At 59.0% G+C, this 15873-nt stretch carries 16 protein-coding genes; 3 read left to right on the top strand and 13 right to left on the bottom strand.

The genetic code is table 11. From position 1 onward, the window contains the following. Positions 1–6: 6 nt before the first annotated feature. The 4 genes from N2A41_RS30100 to N2A41_RS30085 form a co-directional block, all read right to left on the bottom strand. A complete protein-coding gene (locus N2A41_RS30100; protein WP_222386874.1) occupies positions 7–903 on the bottom strand; it encodes an alpha/beta hydrolase family protein in 897 nt (298 codons plus the stop codon). Positions 904–1089: 186 nt separating this feature from the next. Next, the gene (locus N2A41_RS30095; protein ID WP_407767203.1) at positions 1090–1401 is read right to left on the bottom strand and encodes a tautomerase family protein; all 312 of its coding nucleotides are present in this window, start codon (positions 1399–1401) and stop codon (positions 1090–1092) included. Between the two features lie 59 nt (positions 1402–1460). After that, positions 1461–2816: an MFS transporter gene (locus N2A41_RS30090; protein ID WP_260111948.1), complete on the bottom strand. Its 1356-nt coding sequence runs from the start codon at positions 2814–2816 to the stop codon at positions 1461–1463. Between the two features lie 55 nt (positions 2817–2871). After that, entirely contained in the window at positions 2872–3858 is a 987-nt protein-coding gene (locus tag N2A41_RS30085) for an NAD(P)H-dependent flavin oxidoreductase (RefSeq protein ID WP_222386871.1), read from the bottom strand. 116 nt (positions 3859–3974) lie between these two features. Here N2A41_RS30085 and N2A41_RS30080 point away from each other — a divergent pair, with 116 nt between their 5' ends. After that, positions 3975–4901: a LysR family transcriptional regulator gene (locus N2A41_RS30080; protein ID WP_260111947.1), complete on the top strand. Its 927-nt coding sequence runs from the start codon at positions 3975–3977 to the stop codon at positions 4899–4901. 203 nt (positions 4902–5104) lie between these two features. On the opposite strand, the gene N2A41_RS30075 is transcribed toward N2A41_RS30080, so the two are convergent. From N2A41_RS30075 to N2A41_RS30045, 7 genes are all read right to left on the bottom strand, one after another. After that, positions 5105–5935, bottom strand: a complete 831-nt coding sequence (locus N2A41_RS30075; RefSeq protein ID WP_222386869.1) for a shikimate dehydrogenase family protein — start codon at positions 5933–5935, stop codon at positions 5105–5107. Positions 5936–5939: 4 nt separating this feature from the next. Then, positions 5940–7007: a Gfo/Idh/MocA family protein gene (locus N2A41_RS30070; RefSeq protein ID WP_222386868.1), complete on the bottom strand. Its 1068-nt coding sequence runs from the start codon at positions 7005–7007 to the stop codon at positions 5940–5942. A gap of 44 nt (positions 7008–7051) precedes the next feature. Further along, the gene (locus N2A41_RS30065) at positions 7052–7816 is read right to left on the bottom strand and encodes an amino acid ABC transporter ATP-binding protein (protein WP_311202897.1); all 765 of its coding nucleotides are present in this window, start codon (positions 7814–7816) and stop codon (positions 7052–7054) included. A 54-nt stretch (positions 7817–7870) separates the two neighbouring features. Continuing rightward, on the bottom strand, positions 7871–8512 hold the full coding sequence (locus N2A41_RS30060) for an amino acid ABC transporter permease (protein WP_017968238.1): 642 nt from the start codon (positions 8510–8512) through the stop codon (positions 7871–7873). A gap of 10 nt (positions 8513–8522) precedes the next feature. Continuing rightward, the gene (locus N2A41_RS30055; protein ID WP_017968237.1) at positions 8523–9191 is read right to left on the bottom strand and encodes an amino acid ABC transporter permease; all 669 of its coding nucleotides are present in this window, start codon (positions 9189–9191) and stop codon (positions 8523–8525) included. Positions 9192–9222: 31 nt separating this feature from the next. After that, positions 9223–9666, bottom strand: coding sequence for a type II 3-dehydroquinate dehydratase (locus N2A41_RS30050; protein WP_260111946.1), 444 nt, complete (start codon positions 9664–9666; stop codon positions 9223–9225). Between the two features lie 303 nt (positions 9667–9969). Continuing rightward, positions 9970–10800: a transporter substrate-binding domain-containing protein gene (locus N2A41_RS30045; RefSeq protein ID WP_222386867.1), complete on the bottom strand. Its 831-nt coding sequence runs from the start codon at positions 10798–10800 to the stop codon at positions 9970–9972. A gap of 248 nt (positions 10801–11048) precedes the next feature. Between N2A41_RS30045 and N2A41_RS30040 the strand changes: the two genes are divergently transcribed. Beyond that, positions 11049–12944 (top strand): bifunctional sugar phosphate isomerase/epimerase/4-hydroxyphenylpyruvate dioxygenase family protein, encoded by a 1896-nt coding sequence (locus N2A41_RS30040; protein ID WP_260111945.1) that lies wholly within the window; start codon positions 11049–11051, stop codon positions 12942–12944. Positions 12945–13039: 95 nt separating this feature from the next. On the opposite strand, the gene N2A41_RS30035 is transcribed toward N2A41_RS30040, so the two are convergent. Beyond that, the gene (locus tag N2A41_RS30035) at positions 13040–13714 is read right to left on the bottom strand and encodes a GntR family transcriptional regulator (protein ID WP_170256480.1); all 675 of its coding nucleotides are present in this window, start codon (positions 13712–13714) and stop codon (positions 13040–13042) included. Between the two features lie 76 nt (positions 13715–13790). After that, a complete protein-coding gene (locus tag N2A41_RS30030) occupies positions 13791–14459 on the bottom strand; it encodes a GntR family transcriptional regulator (RefSeq protein WP_170256479.1) in 669 nt (222 codons plus the stop codon). 497 nt (positions 14460–14956) lie between these two features. On the opposite strand from N2A41_RS30030, the gene N2A41_RS30025 reads away from it, so the two are divergent. Beyond that, positions 14957–15787: an MBL fold metallo-hydrolase gene (locus tag N2A41_RS30025; protein WP_170256478.1), complete on the top strand. Its 831-nt coding sequence runs from the start codon at positions 14957–14959 to the stop codon at positions 15785–15787. Positions 15788–15873: the final 86 nt, after the last annotated feature.

Genomic DNA, 15873 nt, shown 5'->3' with positions numbered 1-15873 from the left:
CGCAGATTATTCGCCGCTGGACTTCAGGAAGGCGACCGTCGCCGAAATCAGCTTGTCCACTGTCTCAGCGCTCTGTTCGACGCCGAAACCATGATCAACGGGTTCAGTCCACAGTTCCTCCGGACCATCGTGATAAGAAAGCAGCGACTTGGCGAGAACGGGCTGGGGAAAGACGATGCTATCACGTGTTCCGACCGCCAGGAACAGCGGACCCTTATAGCGCGAGATCTCGCCAGCAGGCTGCACTGCGTATAGGCTCTCGAAGAAGCGGCCTTTCAACGGGATATCTTTCCCATCGCCGAGGCGCTTGGTAGGATAGACGTTATCGCCAGCTTTCACAGCTTCAGCCATTTGCTTTTCGCCGAAGATCGAAATGAATGCCGCGGGAAGATTGATACCGGGGTTCCAGAGCACCACAGATTTTAAAGGTGTTTTTGTCCGGCCGGCGACGGCGGTCGTGACAGCGCCGCCCAGGCTCATTCCCATCACCGAAATCCGCTTGCCATCGACGCCGTCATTCGTCGATAGGAAGTCGAGCGCCGCTTGCGCGTCCGTTATCTCGGTTTCGACCGTCATGTCTTCGAATTTGCCGTCGCTCTCCCCGCTGCCGCGAAAATCGATCCGAAGCGAAGCGATGCCGTTCTTTGCGAGCACCGGCGCAGCACGCCCGAATAGGCCTTCCTTCACTGCGTCCGAACTCCATTCGTTGCGGCTGCCAGTGAAGCCGTGAAGCATCAGGACGACAGGGGGATTGGCAACATCATCCGGCGTAACCATCGTCGCTACGATTGTCTGGCCTTCGACTTTAAGTTTGACGATGGTCTCCTCGGCTTGCGCGGAAACTAAAAAGGTTGTCATCAGCACTCCCAGTGACGCGGCAACGGTTCGGTATAGCTGTTTCATAGCTGCTCTCTTTCTTTTTTGAATTTGCGCTCGGCCGGTCAAAGTGGCGCGGCCGTATCGGATTGGCATCGGGCGTTGATGTCCTTTCACTGCCCGGATGCCTGATTCAGCGAAGTTCGCCGGTTATGAATTGAGCTCGACCAAGGCAGAAGGACCAACCCGCGTCGCCATTCTCCACGATGCTGACTACGACATCTGCAGGGTCGATCGCACACGCATCCAGAAGCCCCGTGGTAACAAAACGGTAGAAGCCTGCTTATCTTCGGCGGACCGTGCTCGCGAGATCACCTCGATAATGATCAGCCTGTCACTGCGAGAAATTCCGAGGCCAGTGTCCTCTGCACGGACATGGGTTGGCTCGTGCTCATACAGAATCTGATAACGATCTGCCGTCGGCACATTGAAAGCCCTGACGACTGCCTCATGTATGCAGTTGAGTATCCTCTCATGATCGTTTGGCGATCGGCCCTTCAGAAGATTGATTTTTATCAGCGGCATGGGTCGTCCTCGGGGGAAAGGAGAGCGGAGAACGGCCCTATGCCGTTCCCCGCCTGCACTTAGTTTGCATCCGCCGGGAGGGCGGCTATGGCGGGTCGGGTATCGGCAGACAGGGCACGGGGGAAGCAGAGCAGGTTCACGACCGCGCTCATAATCGCGATCGCGATGGGATAGGCCAGGCCGGCATAGATGTTGCCCGTATAGGCAACGAGCGACAGACTGATGAGGGGAACGAACCCGCCAAACACGCCTGTTCCGATGTGATAGGGAAGCGAGAGCGAGGTGTAGCGCAGTTTCGCCGGGAAGAGCTCGACGAGGAAGGCTGCCATCGGCCCGTAGACCAGACCGACGAAGACGAGTTGGGCGACGATGAGGGCCGTGACCAGAACGAAATTTTGCGCTGCGACGGCGGCGGCGATGCCCTGATAGATCGGGACATAGAACACGGCTGCGAGAATAAAGCCGGTGACAATCAACTTGCGGCGGCCGACCCGGTCGGACAAGGCGCCGAAGAAAACGATGAGCGGCGTTCCGATCACCAGAGCAGCCGCAAGGCAAAGGTTCGCCGTCAGGAAGTCCAGCTTCAGCACGCTCTGCAAGAAATAGAGGGCGTAGAACTGCCCTGTATACCACACGCATCCGAGGCCCGCGGTTGCCCCAAACAGCGCGAAGGCTGCATAGCGCGCACCATGACCGGTGGCGAAACTCTCGCGGATCGGGCTCTTTGCGGTCTTTCCGCCCTTGCGGAGTTCCTCGAAAACCGGAGATTCGCTGAGCTTGAGGCGCAAATAAAGCGACAGGACGATCAAAACCGACGAAAGCAGGAAGGGGATTCTCCAACCCCATAGCTTGAAGATTTCTTCGCCGAGCGACAGCCGGCACGTAAGAACGACGACAATCGCCAGGAAAAAGCCGACGGTTGCGGTTGTCTGGATAAAGCTCGTAAAGAAACCACGTCTGTTTTCGGGAGCGTGTTCCGCAACGTAAACGGCGGCGCCGCCGTATTCGCCGCCGATTGCCAATCCCTGGATCAGCCGGAGGACGACAAGGGCGATCGGTGCAAAATACCCGGCAGTCTCGAAGGTTGGCAAGATGCCGATAAGCGCGGTCGCGATGCCCATCAGAATGAGCGTCATCAAGAAGGTGCTCTTGCGTCCGAAGCGATCGCCGATGCTGCCGAACAGCAGGGCTCCCAATGGCCGCACGACAAATCCCGTGGCGAAAGTCGCGACGCTGATCAGAACGGCTGCCGTCGGCTCATTGGCTGGGTAGAAGAGTGTCGAGAAAAAGATTGCCAGGCTTCCGTAGAGATAGAAGTCGTACCATTCTATGACCGTGCCGGCGCTTGACGCGAGAACGACGGTCCAGATGCCCGGTTTGCGGACGGAATCGTCCCTTTCCTGTAGCTGTTGCATGCTGCAGTCCCCTTTTTTGTTTTTGAAGCGATCGGCCCTTTTGGGCCGTGGTAAATCAGCTGGCGATGCGCTGATCGAATGCGTAGAGGCCAAGCCTTTCGCTTGCTTCGCGCACCGTTCGGCGGACGATGTCCTTCGCCGACGGCAGATCGTTGATGAGGCCAACCGCCTCACCGACGGTCACGTTGGCCGTGTCATAGTCGCCAGAGGCCCAAGCCGTCTCGACCTTTGACAATTCTTCGGAATGCAGCATACGCAGCTCTTCCTCGCGGCCATGCCATTTGTCGATGAAGCCGTTTTTGAGCAGGCGACCGGTATAGCCAGCGGGCCAGGCTTTCTGACGGACGATGTCGTAAACGGACGTCCGGATCGTCTCGTCGCCAGAGGCGGCGACAACCTTGTCCTTGGCTGCCGGATGGATGAGCGACTCGCGCGTAGCCCAGAACCTGGTTCCCATCAGGACCCCGTCCGCTCCAAGCATCAGCGAAGCGGCCAGGCCTCTTCCGTCGGCAATGCCGCCTGCCGCCACAATGATGACAGACGGGGAAATCTTCGCCACCAGATCCACGACCGCGGGAACGAAGGGCATGGTCGAGCGCGCGACCAGGCCATGGCCACCGGCCTCGGTCCCCTGAACGATAAGCACGTCGGCGCCGACGTCGATCGCATGCCGGGCATGTTCGAGCGTGTGGATCATACAAATCAGCGGAACACCCGCCTGCTTGACGCGGGCTGCGAGCCTGGCCGGATCGGAAAAGGACAGCATCATCGCGGATGGACGCTCCGCAAGCGCACGGTCAAACAGATCAAGGTCGTGCTCAACCGCCCATGTAATGAACCCGCAGCCAACGCGTTCGTTGGTGATCAGCGATGACTCGGTCTCGTACCATGAACGATCAGCATATCCGCCGCCCAAAAGACCCAAACCGCCGGCATCGGCGACGGCGGACGCAAGCGCGCCACCCGCTGCCGGCGTCATCGGTGCCAGGATGATCGGGTGCTCAATATTGAAAAACTCTGTCAGACGCGTCCGTATCGTCATCGTACTTCTCCCAGTTGGAGGAATGTTCCCGGTTAATTTTCTTTGACGCTATGGTGACGCTTGACGAATGACAAACGATTAGATCAGATGTTTTCCATCAGAAAAGGAGATGGCTGATGAACAGCGTCGATCTCAAGTTTTTCCAGGCGGTGGTGAGAGCAAACAGCATTGGAGGGGCGGCCGGTGTGCTGCATACTGTCCAATCCAACGTCACCGCACGTATAAAGTCGCTTGAGGAAGAAATCGGCGCGCCGCTTTTTCATCGCTCCAGGCGAGGGGTTACGCTGACGGCCACCGGCCTTCAGCTCGTACCCTATGCCGAGCGCGTCGGAGAGCTTCTGGACGAAGCCATGCGCGTCGTCACGGACCACGGTACGCCGAGCGGTTTACTCAGGATCGGCTCGATGGAGACCACTGCAGCGCTTCGCCTTCCGCCCATCCTGATACGTTATGCTGAAGAATATCCGGAAGTCGATGTCTTGATGGAGGCTGCACCGACGGAACAGCTCGTGAGCGACGTCGTCGCACGCAAACTGGATGGCGCGTTCGTCTCCGGCCCCATTGCTCATCCCGAACTGCAGAGCCTGTCCATCATCGAGGAGGAGCTCGTGGTCATCTCCTCGCCGCGGGTTCGCGAGCTTGCGGATCTGAAGGCATTGGCTGCATCGCCGGCCCTGAAGGTCCTCGCCTTCCGATCGGGCTGTTCCTATCGCCGGCGCATGGACATGTTCCTTGCGGCATGTGGGGTAACGAATGTCCGCTGGATGGAACTCGGAACCATGGACGGGATCATCGGCTGTGTTGCAGCCGGTGTCGGCGTGGCCATGTTGCCTCGCGGTGTCGTTCAGGCAGCGGCGGCCGACGGACGGGTCATGATACACCAGCTTCCCGACAATCTGCGAACGGCGCCGACTGTTTTCGTGACGCGGAGCGACCAATATCTTTCTGCGGCACTTCAGACGTTCATGAAGGTAGCCTCTGAGGTGCATTCACAGCCTCAGCCGACAAGGCCAGAGGCGATCAGACAGCTGCAGCAGGCCTAAGAAGCGCGCCGCAAAAGAGCTAAACGAGATCCTTCGCGGATCTTGACCGCAGATCTTGCGTCTCCATTTGCCTCAAAAAATGGCTATAGCGTTCCAAGCCGCAAGCATCAGGGCCAAAGCCGCCAGCTCAAGCGGCAGATAAAATCTGCCTGTTATTGTGGGGATCTAAAATCCCGAATCGCAAACGCTCACACATTTCGACATCATCCGAGTTTGGCGATTGCCCGCAGATTGTCGGCCGTCGTCGTCGGGAAATCGAAGAATTCGAGATAGGCGGGGATCTGTTCGAACAACATGTCCGTTCCCACCTGAAATGCGCAGCCGCGCGCCCGCACGGCCTCAAGAAAAGGGGTTATCTCCTTCGTCAACACGACTTCGCCGACGAAGGTCGATGGCGAGATGCGGTCGATATCGATCGGCAGCGGGTCACCTCGCCGCATGCCGAGAGGCGTCGCATTGACGACAATGTCGAAACCTTCAGGATCGGCGGAGCCGACCGTCACTTCAAGATGCGGATAATATTTCTTCAGCCTGTCCAGCAGCGCGGTCGCGGTCGTCTGGTTGGCATCGAAGATGGCGAGGTGGTCCACACCCGCCTGTGCCAATGACGCGGCGATCGCCGAGCCGACGCCGCCGGCGCCCGCAATGAGCGCATGGGCTCCTTCAACCTTTTTACCCTTGCGCAACACGCCGCGAACGAAGCCCTCGCCATCGAACATGTCACCGATCAGCCTGCCGTCCGAACCGAGACGCACTGCATTGCACGAGCCGGCGACTTTTGCGTTGGTCGATGTTTCGTCGAGCAGTGCCATTGTCGAAACCTTGTGCGGCATCGTGATCAGAGCACCGTGGATGTTGGACAACCGGAACAGAAGCTTCAGAAATGCCGGATAATCCTCCGGCCTGCAGCCCATCGGCACGACGACGGCATCAATTCCGTTCTTCTGAAAGTAAGGATTGTAGATCAGCGGGGCCTTGAAGGACTCCGTGGGATAGCCGAGGTGAGCGATGAGTTTGGTCGTCCCGGTGATCATGTGGTCAGACTTTCTGGGGATCGGAAGAGGCGCTGCCATTGGAGAGGTGGATCATCTGCCCTAAGCGTGCCGATCTCTTGATCGCTTCGACGACCCTGAGCGTAGCAAGGCCCTCCCGGCCACTCACCAGAGGCGTGGCACCGCCACGAATGACGTCGCAAAAGTGTCTGAGCTGAACGCAAAGGGGATCGGCGGCTTGGTAAGGCACGCGCTCCTGGGCAAGCGGCTCCAGCCAATCGGGCTTCGAAGGGCTCGTCCAAAGCGTCAGATCGGGAATTCCGAGCGAACCCTTGGTGCCGCCGATCTGGTAGCAGAATTGATCGTAACGGGGAAAAGCGGGGTTTTCGCCGGTGGTCGTCTCCCAGCTCCAGGGCGCGGCCACGGCATCGCTGCCGTTGAGGGTTGCAAGCACCCCGCTTGCGAAACGCAGCGTGACGACAGCCGTATCCTCGACGGCATGGTTCCGCACGGCGTGGGATTCCATCGCATGGACGGCTTCGACCTCGCCGAAGAAATATCGGAAGAGATCGACATCGTGGATCAGGTTGACGAAGACCGGGCCGGCGCCCGCCTCGCGCCGCCAGGGGATGTCGAAATAGTCGTCGGGCTTGGCGACCCAGAACGTGCCGTGCACCGTGAGGATCCGGCCAAGCCTTCCGCCGTCGACGATCTGTTTGACCGTCTTGATCATCGGATTGTGGCGCCTGTGATGGCCGACTAGGAGCGGTATGCCTGCCTTCTCGCCGGCGCCAACCAGTGCTGCGGCAGCATCGACATCGTCGGCGATAGGTTTCTCGATCAGGACAGGGATGCCGGCAGCGACGATCTCCATTCCGTTCTCAACGTGGAGCTGGTTCGGCGTTGCCACGATGACGCCGTCAGGCCTGTCCTCAACGCGGATGTCTAAGAAGCTCCGGTACCATCGGGCGCCGACATTCTCGGCAAAGTTGCGACCGGCGGCAGAAGGATCGATCACCGCCGAGAGAACGGTTCCGGGCTCGGACATGACACGCTCGACGTGGCGCCTGCCGATGAGGCCAGCTCCCATGACTGCAATCTCCAGCGGCTTCATTGCCTGCTCCCATAATTTGCCAGAGGCATCGACCTTGAAACGCATTACTTCCGCAGGATCTCTCCGAGGAATTTCCTGGTTCGCTCATGCTGTGGGTTTGTGAAGAACTCGGCCGGCGGGGCTTCCTCGACGATCGCGCCGCTGGCCATGAAAATCACGCGATCTGCGACCTGGCGGGCAAAGCCCATTTCGTGGGTGACGCAGATCATCGTCATGCCCTCGTCGGCGAGCGCAATCATCGTATCCAGCACCTCCTTGACCATCTCCGGATCAAGCGCCGACGTCGGCTCGTCGAACAGCATCACCTTCGGCCGCATGCAAAGCGCGCGGGCAATGGCCACGCGCTGCTGCTGGCCACCCGAAAGCTGCACCGGATATTTGTCGGCCTGCTCCAGGATCTTGACGCGCTCGAGCAGCCCGCGTGCCCGTTCCTCGGCCTCCGCCTTGCCGACGCCGGCAGCCTTCATCGGCGGCAGCATGCAGTTCTGCAGCACCGTCAGATGCGGAAACAGATTGAACTGCTGGAAGACCATGCCGACCTCACGACGGATCGCATCGATGGTCTTGGCCTGATTGCCGAGAAGAATTCCGCCGACGCGGATTTCACCTTTCTCGTAGGTCTCGAGATGGTTGATGCAGCGGATGAGCGTCGACTTCCCACTGCCGGAAGGCCCGCACAAGACGATCCTCTCGCCGCTGCGAACCGATATGTTGATGTCGTGCAGGGCTTGAAAAGCGCCATACCACTTCTCCACCCGCTCCATGGTGATCATGGTCTCTGCGCCTTGAGCAGGACTGGGACTGGTCATCGGTAGAACTCCACTTTGGCGGGCTGGACCGCGTCGAAGAATGGGCGATGCGGATCAGCGCGCAGAGGCGGCAAACTTTCGTTCGAGGCGCGCGCCAAGGATCGTCAGTGGGCAGCACATCAGGAAGTAGAGAGCGCCGACGATGCCGAAGACCGTCAGCGGTTGGAAGATCTGGTTGGAGATGATGTTGCCGGCCCGCGTCAGCTCGGTGAAGCCGACGATCGATGCAAGCGAGGTGCCTTTGATCAGCTGCACGAGGAAACCGACCGTGGCTGGCAGCGAGATGCGCAGCGCCTGCGGCAGGATGACATCCCTCATACGCGAGACGTATCTGAGGCTGAGAGCCTTGGCCGCTTCCGTCTGGCCGCGCGGCACCGCTTCGATCGATCCGCGCCAGATCTCGCCGAGATAGGCGCTGGCATGCAGGGTCAGGCCGATGGCAACGGCCACCCAGGCGTCGAGCATCAGCCCCACCAGCGCCAGCCCGTAATAGACGACGAAAAGCTGCATGAGCAGCGGTGTACCCTGGAAGACGGCGATATAAGCGGCCGTGACGCGTTCCAGCAGCGGTATGCCCGAGGCGCGCGCAAGGGCGACGCCGAGCCCTGCAATGCCGCCGCAGACGAAGCCGACGGCGGACAGGACCACGGTCCACTTCAGGCCGATCAGGAGGAAGACGAATTCGTCGTGACCCATGGAATTCCTCCTACTTGACCGGATATTTGAAGTAGCGCGCCGAAAACAGCGCGAAGATGCGCATCATCAGCCAGGAGATCACGAAATAGAAAACCGTGACCGTGAAGTAGACCTCGAAGCTGCGGAAGCTCTCCGACTCGATGCGCTGCGATACGGAGGTCAGCTCGTAGGCCGAAATCGCCGATGCAATGCTGGTGGTCAGCGTCAGGAGGACGAACTGGCTTGTCAGCGACGGATAAATCGCCCGCAATGCCGGCTTGAGAATGATCAGCCGGAAAACCTGAGCCTTGTGCAGACCAAGGGCCAGCCCCGCTTCCATCTGTCCCCTAGGGATCGACTGAACGCCGCCGCGAATGATCTCGATGGCGTAGGCACCACCGTTGATGCCGAGCGCGATAATCGCCGTCGGCGTCGGATCCAGCCTGATGCCCGTGAGCGGAAGCGCAAAATAGATGAAGAAGATCTGGACCAGGAACGGCGTGTTGCGGATCAGTTCGACGAAGGCGATGACCAGCCATCGCGCCGGCTTGAGCGCAGAGTCGCGCAGCGCAACGCCGCCAATTCCGATGATGATCGCCAGCAACATCCCACAAATGGCAAGCAAGAATGTCCCGAGACAGCCAAGCAGAAGGCTCGGCAGGCCGTCTATGACCGGGGTGAAATCCAACTTATAATTCATGGCGACCCTTCCGGTCCGTCTTCCTGAAAGTTCAGTCCCGCTTGACCATTCCAGCCATGGCCTGGATAGCCAGTTCGTAGCCGTCGGCTCCAAAGCCGATCATGATGGCGGTGGCAACGCGCGAGATCAGCGAATTGTGGTAGATGCTCTCGCGCGCATGAACATTCGAAATGTGCAGCTCGATCTTCGGCGGGTCGAACATTTTCAACGCATCCAGAAGAGCGATCGATGTGAAGGTATAACCGGCAGGATTGATGATGATGCCACAGGCGTCTGTCCTGGCCTGATGCACGCTCTCCACCAGTTCGCCCTCGAAATTGGTCTGCCGGAAGTCGATGGCAAAGCCGAGACTGCCAGCCTTTGCGAGGCACTTGTCCTTGATATTGGCCAGCGTCACCGAGCCGTAGATGGCGGGCTCGCGCTCACCGAGCAGATTCAGGTTCGGTCCGTTGAGCACAAAAATGGTTCTGGTCATGTCGCGCACCTCAGGGCCGTGGGTATGGCGGTTGCGTTGACGGGCATGGCTGCCCGCCTTCATTGGTAAGGGCTTCGTCTGGACCTCAATATTCCCGCGCCAGGAGATGGCCGCCTGCCCCTCATCCGGCTGCCGCCACCTTCTCCCCGTAAACGGGGCGAAGGGATCAAGCCGTGACCTCTCCGTCCCTCGCCAGCGTCCCGTGGAGCACGTCCCCTCTCCCCGTCCTTACGGGGAGAGGGTTAGGGTGAGGGGCAATCGGGCGGCCACCGACGCGAAAGCCAGCCATCCTTTGCCGTTCGCTCAGTTCGCCGCGAATGGAATGCCTTCCAGCTTTTCCGGGAATTCCGGTACCGGAACCTTCATCCACTTGTCGTAGACTGCCTTGAGGTCGCCGTTGGCCTTGATCTTGTCGATGAAGGTGTTGAGCGCCGCATTGATTTCCTTTTCGCCGAGACGCGTGCAAGCACCGTTGTAGAGCTTCTGGAATTCAAGCTTGTTTTCGAATTCGCCCGGACGGGCCTTCTCCACCCGGTCCATGTAGAAGATATTGCCCCCGAGTGTCTCGACCTGGCCGGACACCAGCGCTTGGACACTCGCGGCGTCTCCATCATAGCGCCGGATGGTCGTGCTCGGCGGCGCGTTCTTGGTCACCTGCGTGTCCTGAGCCGCACCCTTGGCGACGCCGACAGTGAACTTGGCCATGTCGGCATTCGTCTTGATCTCAGCCGATTTCGGACCAATCAGAACGATCGCGTTGGCAACATAGGGCTTGCTGAACTGCACGGCCTTTGCGCGATCCGGCAGCATCGCCATCGTTGCGAAGAGAACGTCGACACGGCCGGCCGTCAGTGCGGGAATGCGATTGTTGACTTCAAGCGGCACGAACTCGACGGATACACCCAGTTCCTTGGCAAACAGCGTTGCGATGTCGGCGTCGAGGCCGTCCTGTTTGCCGCCGCTGGTCACGAAACCCCAGGGCGGGTTGTCACCCTGAATTCCGACGATGATCTTGCCGCGAGCCTTGATTTCATCAGGCGTGATGGCGGCGGCCGGTTGCGCCAGGGTGACGGCAGCCACCAGGGCCGCGGCTCCGAGCATCGCGTTTCCACGCGTTAGGAAAGACTTGAACATGTAACTCCTCCTCCTTTGGCGGTCATTCGACCGGACAGCCACCTCACCTTTTGACTGTGTGAGGAATGATTGCCAGAGACGAGCGCTAAAATCAACAGAGTTTTTAAAAATCATATGAGAGTTTATAATAAGACACGCTATTTGAATTCCTCACGACATTTGCCATAATAGTAACGAGCGGTTTTCTGGAATGCATCTTTGTGTTCGGCGCTCGTTCAATCCCGCACGGATATCGGAAGGGCTTTGACATGAGGACCTCGATTGCGACTGTAACGATCAGCGGCGAACTGCCGGAGAAGCTCGAGGCGATCGCCCGAGCGGGCTTCGACGGCGTCGAGATCTTCGAGAATGACTTCCTCGCCTTCGACGGCAGGCCGGCCGATGTCGGAAAACTCGTCCGCGACCACGGCCTGGAGATTACCCTGTTTCAGCCATTTCGTGATTTCGAGGGCATGCCGGAGCCGCTGCGGAGCCGCACGTTTGACCGCGCGGAACGGAAATTCGACGTCATGCAGCAGCTGGGAACGGACCTGGTGCTCGTATGCTCGAACGTCTCGCCGGCCGCGATCGGCGGCATCGACCGGGCGGCAGAGGACTTTCATGAACTCGGCGAGCGTGCCGCCAGGCGAGGACTGAGGGTGGGCTACGAGGCGCTTGCCTGGGGTCGCCATATCAGCGACCACCGCGACGCCTGGGAGATCGTCCGTCGCGCCGATCATCCGAATGTCGGTCTTATCCTCGACAGCTTCCACACTTTGTCGCGCAAGATCGACGTCAATTCCATCCGCTCGATTCCTAAGGAGAAGATCTTCATCGTCCAGCTTGCCGATGCGCCGCTGATTGACATGGACCTGCTCTATTGGAGCCGCCACTTCCGAAACATGCCGGGGGAAGGCGACCTTCCCGTCACGGCGTTCACCGAAGCCGTCGCGGCAACAGGTTATGACGGGTATTTCTCCCTGGAGATCTTCAACGACCAGTTTCGAGGCGGTTTGTCGCGGGCGATTGCCGCCGATGGCCACCGCTCGCTGATCTATCTTGGCGATCAGGTGCGCCGCCATCTCGGCATCGGCAGCATGACCGGGGCGGCGATGCCGGAAAGGCCTTCCGTCAAGGGCGTCGGCTTCGTCGAGTTTGCCACGGACGAGGAAGACGAAGTCGAACTGGTTGCATTGCTGCGCACTCTCGGGTTCAAAAAGACGGCGGTCCACCGCACGAAAAAGGTCTCCCTCTTCGAGCAGGGCGAGATCCGGATCCTCGTCAATGTCGATCAGGCAGGATTTGCCAACGCGGCCTACGCCGTTCACGGTACTTTTGCCTATGCCATGGCCCTGATCGTCGACGATGCGACAAAGGCCTATGAGCGCGCGCTCGCCTTGGATGCCGAGCCATTCACCCAGCCTGTCGCAGACGGTGAGCTCGAGCTGCCTGCCATTCGGGGCGTGGGAGGCGGGATCATCTATCTCATCGACGACAAGAGCGCATTGGGTCGTTTCTCCGAAATCGACTTTCAGCCGGTCACGGACGACAGCGACGCGCCGTCTGCTGGTCTTTTGCGCATTGATCACGTCGCCCAGACGGTCGGCTACGATGAAATGCTCACCTGGCTTTTGTTCTACACCTCCATTTTCGAGACGCGGAAGACCCCGATGGTCGATATCATCGATCCGGCCGGGGTGGTCCGCAGCCAAGTCGTCGAGAACGACACCGGCGCGCTGCGCATCACCATGAACGGCGCCGAGAACCGCCGCACCTTGGCGGGACATTTCATGGCCGAGAAATTCGGGGCCGGCATCCAGCACCTGGCGTTCCTGACCGACGACATCTTTGCAACCGCCGAAAACCTTCGTGCCTGTGGTTTCAGATCGCTGCACATTTCGCCGAACTACTACGATGACGTCGAAGCACGCTTCGGCCTCGATCCTGCCCTGACCGAGCGGCTGAAGGCGGAGAACATCCTCTATGATCGGGACGAGCATGGCGAATATTTCCAGCTCTATAGCGGAACCTATGGAGAGGGTTTCTTTTTCGAGATCGTCGAGCGCCGCGGCTACCGCGGCTACGGCGCGCCGAACGCAATTTTCCGGATCGCCGCCCTGAAGAAACAGATGCGTCCGGAAGGAATTCCGAAAGACGCCTCTTGAGGCCCTGGTTTAGAGCGGTTCAGTTTTTCATCGAGAGCAGAGCCACTCTAAGCTTTTGTTTTGAAAAACTGCTTCGCACTTTTCCCGGAATTGCTCTAGCGAATCCGGCCGCTCTTCAGCACATGCTCCACGCCGCTTTGAACGTGCGTTCTGACGACGTCGGTCGCGCCAGCGACGTCGCGCTGAATGGAAAGTTCAAACAAAAGCCTGTGGTCATCGACGACTGGCTTGCCGCGAAAACTCTCAGCCAGCATATGGTAACGAAGAAAGCGGTCGAAGACAGACGACAATGTCGCCATCAGCGTCGCTGAATTGCAGGCCGAGACGATCGCCTGATGGAACTCCCAGTCGTATCGAACCCAGTCGACGGTCCGCGAGACGTCACCCGCAAGCAGCTTGCGTTCGGCGGCAGCCAGCCTGTGATGGGCAGCGACGATGCGCCCCTCCCATTCAAGATTTCCCGCAGCGAATGCAAGGCCGATCGCATGCGTTTCAAGAACAATCCGGAGGTCGGCGAGCTCCAGAAGTTCGCGGCGCGAAGCAGGGCTGACTTCAAAGCCGCGCTGCCCCTCGGCGACAACGAGGTTTTCCGTCGTCAGGCGGCTTAGAATTTCACGCAGCGATGAAATGCCGATGGAGTAGCGCTCCTTTGCCTGCTCCAGCTTGATCTTGGCCCCCGGCGGCAATGTCCCAGATATAATATCCTGGCGGATCTGCCGGAAGACGACATCGCTTACTGTTTCAGCCGGATCATGGATTTGCTTGAGCATGGCTTTTTCCTGGTTTTGCCGAAATGTCACCTGTGTTGGTGGACCTAAAGCTCGAAGAGCAACATCCGGATCATTTCTATTTCAGCGTCCCTCTTGCCAGCGCATGTTCGACCCCGCCTTGGATATGCAGCACAAGCACGCGCTTGGCCGTCTCCGCATCACGTCGCAGCGCCGCATCCAAAAGCTGCTGGTGTTCATTGGCGGCGACATCGCCTCGATAGGACAAGGCAACCATCTGATATCTGAGATATCTGTCGAAGATCACCGAATGCGTTTCCATCAGCAGCTTCGACCCGCAGGCGGATATCAGGGCCTGGTGGAACTCCCAGTCGTAGCGCTTCCAGTCCTCGGCCCTGCTGGTGTCGCCGGATGCCATCACCCGTTCCATCCGCGCCAATTTGTAATGCGCCGATACCAGGGGAGCCTCCCACTCTACGTCGCCATGCACGAACGACTGTTCCAGCGCATGTGTTTCCAGCAGAAGCCTCAGCGCCGCTGTCTCCTTGAGGTCCGAAACGGATACCGGAGACACTTCGAAACCCTTTTGTCCCTCGGCAACGACGAGCCCCTCGGAGGACAGCCGGTTCAGCACCTCCCGAAGTGTACTGATGCTGGTCTCGTAGGACTCCTTCAGGCTTTCCAGCTTCAATTTTTGTCCTGGAGCCAGCCGGCCAAAAATGATGTCGGCCCGAATGCGCCTGTAGCTGGTCTCGGCAATGGTCTCGTTGATAGCCGGCTGCAACATGGCGAGTCTCTTATATTTTCTGTATCGTCGGATATATCTCTTTCTGGCATTCTCAATCAAGAAAACATTCGCAGAACAGGAATTAGAATTTTCTCATATGATGCTGCCGGAGAACGTGGAAGCGGCCGGCAGGGCCTGACCATAACACCGTGCCCCATGCGTGTTGGGCGAAGCCCTTTCACGGGGCTTTCGTGCTGCTCTTAAAACCGGATTTTTCGGCTCAACAGGGCGGCAATTGTTTTTTCAATCGCGCGCAACCATCTAATAGGCATGACGTACGGGAAAATGTCCCGCCCTCAGCAGCCCGTTTACCGAAAACCAACCATACTGGGTTGCTTTCCGAAGCGAAAGCCGATTGCTTAGGAAAATCTACTTCTTCTTCCGCTAGCGGTTAGGAGAATGAAAGGGGCCGCAGGCAAACCCGTGGAATTCTACTGCTTCGCATCGGGATGAACAATGACTACGATGGCGATGCGGGAAGGCCGGTTTGAAGAACGATGACGACAGATTTATTTCAGGTAAAATTTTGGGGCGTCCGCGGCAGTATTCCCGTGTCGGGCCCCGAGTTCGATCGCTACGGCGGTAACACTTCCTGCATCGAAATTCGCTGCGGAGAACATCGGATGATCTTCGACGCGGGCTCCGGCCTGCGCGAGGCTGGGCTCTCGCTGCTCGCCGACAGCGTCAGCGACGTCGATCTGTTCTTCAGCCACTGCCACTACGACCACATCATCGGCCTGCCCTTCTTCAAGGCGATCTATTATCCCTCGATCAACGTCAACATCTGGTCCGGCCATCTCCATGGCAAGATGAGCACGCGGGAAATGGTCGAGCAGTTCATCAGCCCGCCCTGGTTTCCGGTTAAGACCGACATCTGCCAGGCGACGATGAACTTCCGCGATTTCCATGCCGGTCAGGTGCTGACGCCCCATGCGGGCATTGAGATCAAGACCTTCATGCTGAACCATCCGGGCGGCGCCATCGGCTACCGCATCGAATGGCAGGGCCGTTCGGTCGCTCTCGTCTATGACATCGAGCATATTCCAGGCAGCTACGATCCGGTTTCGCTGGAGATGATGCAGGGCGCCGATCTCGTCGTCTACGACTGCACTTACAATGAAGACGAGATGCAGCGTTTCAAGGGCTTCGGCCATTCGACCTGGCAGCACGGCACCGAGCTTGCGAAAATGGCCGGCGCGAAGCGCTTCGCCTTGTTCCACCACGCGCCCTCCCGCACGGACGAACAGCTGGCGCAGATGGAAGCACACGCGCAGGACGCTTTCCCCGGCGCCTTCGCCGCCCGCGACAACCAGACTATGGTGGTCTAGAACCGACAAGTCTCCTGTACCCGCGCAAGTGGGCGCGCCCGGCAGCTTGCGCCTTGCTGACGGAACAGATGTCGGATCCGACCGTT

It is taken from the genome of Rhizobium sp. SRDI969 (assembly GCF_025152725.1).
Lineage (GTDB): Bacteria > Pseudomonadota > Alphaproteobacteria > Rhizobiales > Rhizobiaceae > Rhizobium > Rhizobium leguminosarum_I.
The sequence above is the reverse complement of the archived record's forward strand: the minus strand, read 5'-3'. Positions and strand labels throughout refer to the sequence as shown.

What these genes read in the sequence shown, in the direction of transcription:
- N2A41_RS30085 (WP_222386871.1), bottom strand. Translation starts at nt 3,858, where the DNA reads ATGACGATACGGACGCGTCTGACAGAGTTTTTCAATATTGAGCACCCG.
- N2A41_RS30030 (WP_170256479.1), bottom strand. Translation starts at nt 14,459, where the DNA reads ATGTTGCAGCCGGCTATCAACGAGACCATTGCCGAGACCAGCTACAGG.
- N2A41_RS30100 (WP_222386874.1), bottom strand. Translation starts at nt 903, where the DNA reads ATGAAACAGCTATACCGAACCGTTGCCGCGTCACTGGGAGTGCTGATG.
- N2A41_RS30095 (WP_407767203.1), bottom strand. Translation starts at nt 1,401, where the DNA reads ATGCCGCTGATAAAAATCAATCTTCTGAAGGGCCGATCGCCAAACGAT.
- N2A41_RS30080 (WP_260111947.1), top strand. Translation starts at nt 3,975, where the DNA reads ATGAACAGCGTCGATCTCAAGTTTTTCCAGGCGGTGGTGAGAGCAAAC.
- N2A41_RS30065 (WP_311202897.1), bottom strand. Translation starts at nt 7,816, where the DNA reads ATGACCAGTCCCAGTCCTGCTCAAGGCGCAGAGACCATGATCACCATG.
- N2A41_RS30045 (WP_222386867.1), bottom strand. Translation starts at nt 10,800, where the DNA reads ATGTTCAAGTCTTTCCTAACGCGTGGAAACGCGATGCTCGGAGCCGCG.
- N2A41_RS30050 (WP_260111946.1), bottom strand. Translation starts at nt 9,666, where the DNA reads ATGACCAGAACCATTTTTGTGCTCAACGGACCGAACCTGAATCTGCTC.
- N2A41_RS30040 (WP_260111945.1), top strand. Translation starts at nt 11,049, where the DNA reads ATGAGGACCTCGATTGCGACTGTAACGATCAGCGGCGAACTGCCGGAG.
- N2A41_RS30060 (WP_017968238.1), bottom strand. Translation starts at nt 8,512, where the DNA reads ATGGGTCACGACGAATTCGTCTTCCTCCTGATCGGCCTGAAGTGGACC.
- N2A41_RS30090 (WP_260111948.1), bottom strand. Translation starts at nt 2,816, where the DNA reads ATGCAACAGCTACAGGAAAGGGACGATTCCGTCCGCAAACCGGGCATC.
- N2A41_RS30055 (WP_017968237.1), bottom strand. Translation starts at nt 9,191, where the DNA reads ATGAATTATAAGTTGGATTTCACCCCGGTCATAGACGGCCTGCCGAGC.
- N2A41_RS30025 (WP_170256478.1), top strand. Translation starts at nt 14,957, where the DNA reads ATGACGACAGATTTATTTCAGGTAAAATTTTGGGGCGTCCGCGGCAGT.
- N2A41_RS30070 (WP_222386868.1), bottom strand. Translation starts at nt 7,007, where the DNA reads ATGAAGCCGCTGGAGATTGCAGTCATGGGAGCTGGCCTCATCGGCAGG.
- N2A41_RS30075 (WP_222386869.1), bottom strand. Translation starts at nt 5,935, where the DNA reads ATGATCACCGGGACGACCAAACTCATCGCTCACCTCGGCTATCCCACG.
- N2A41_RS30035 (WP_170256480.1), bottom strand. Translation starts at nt 13,714, where the DNA reads ATGCTCAAGCAAATCCATGATCCGGCTGAAACAGTAAGCGATGTCGTC.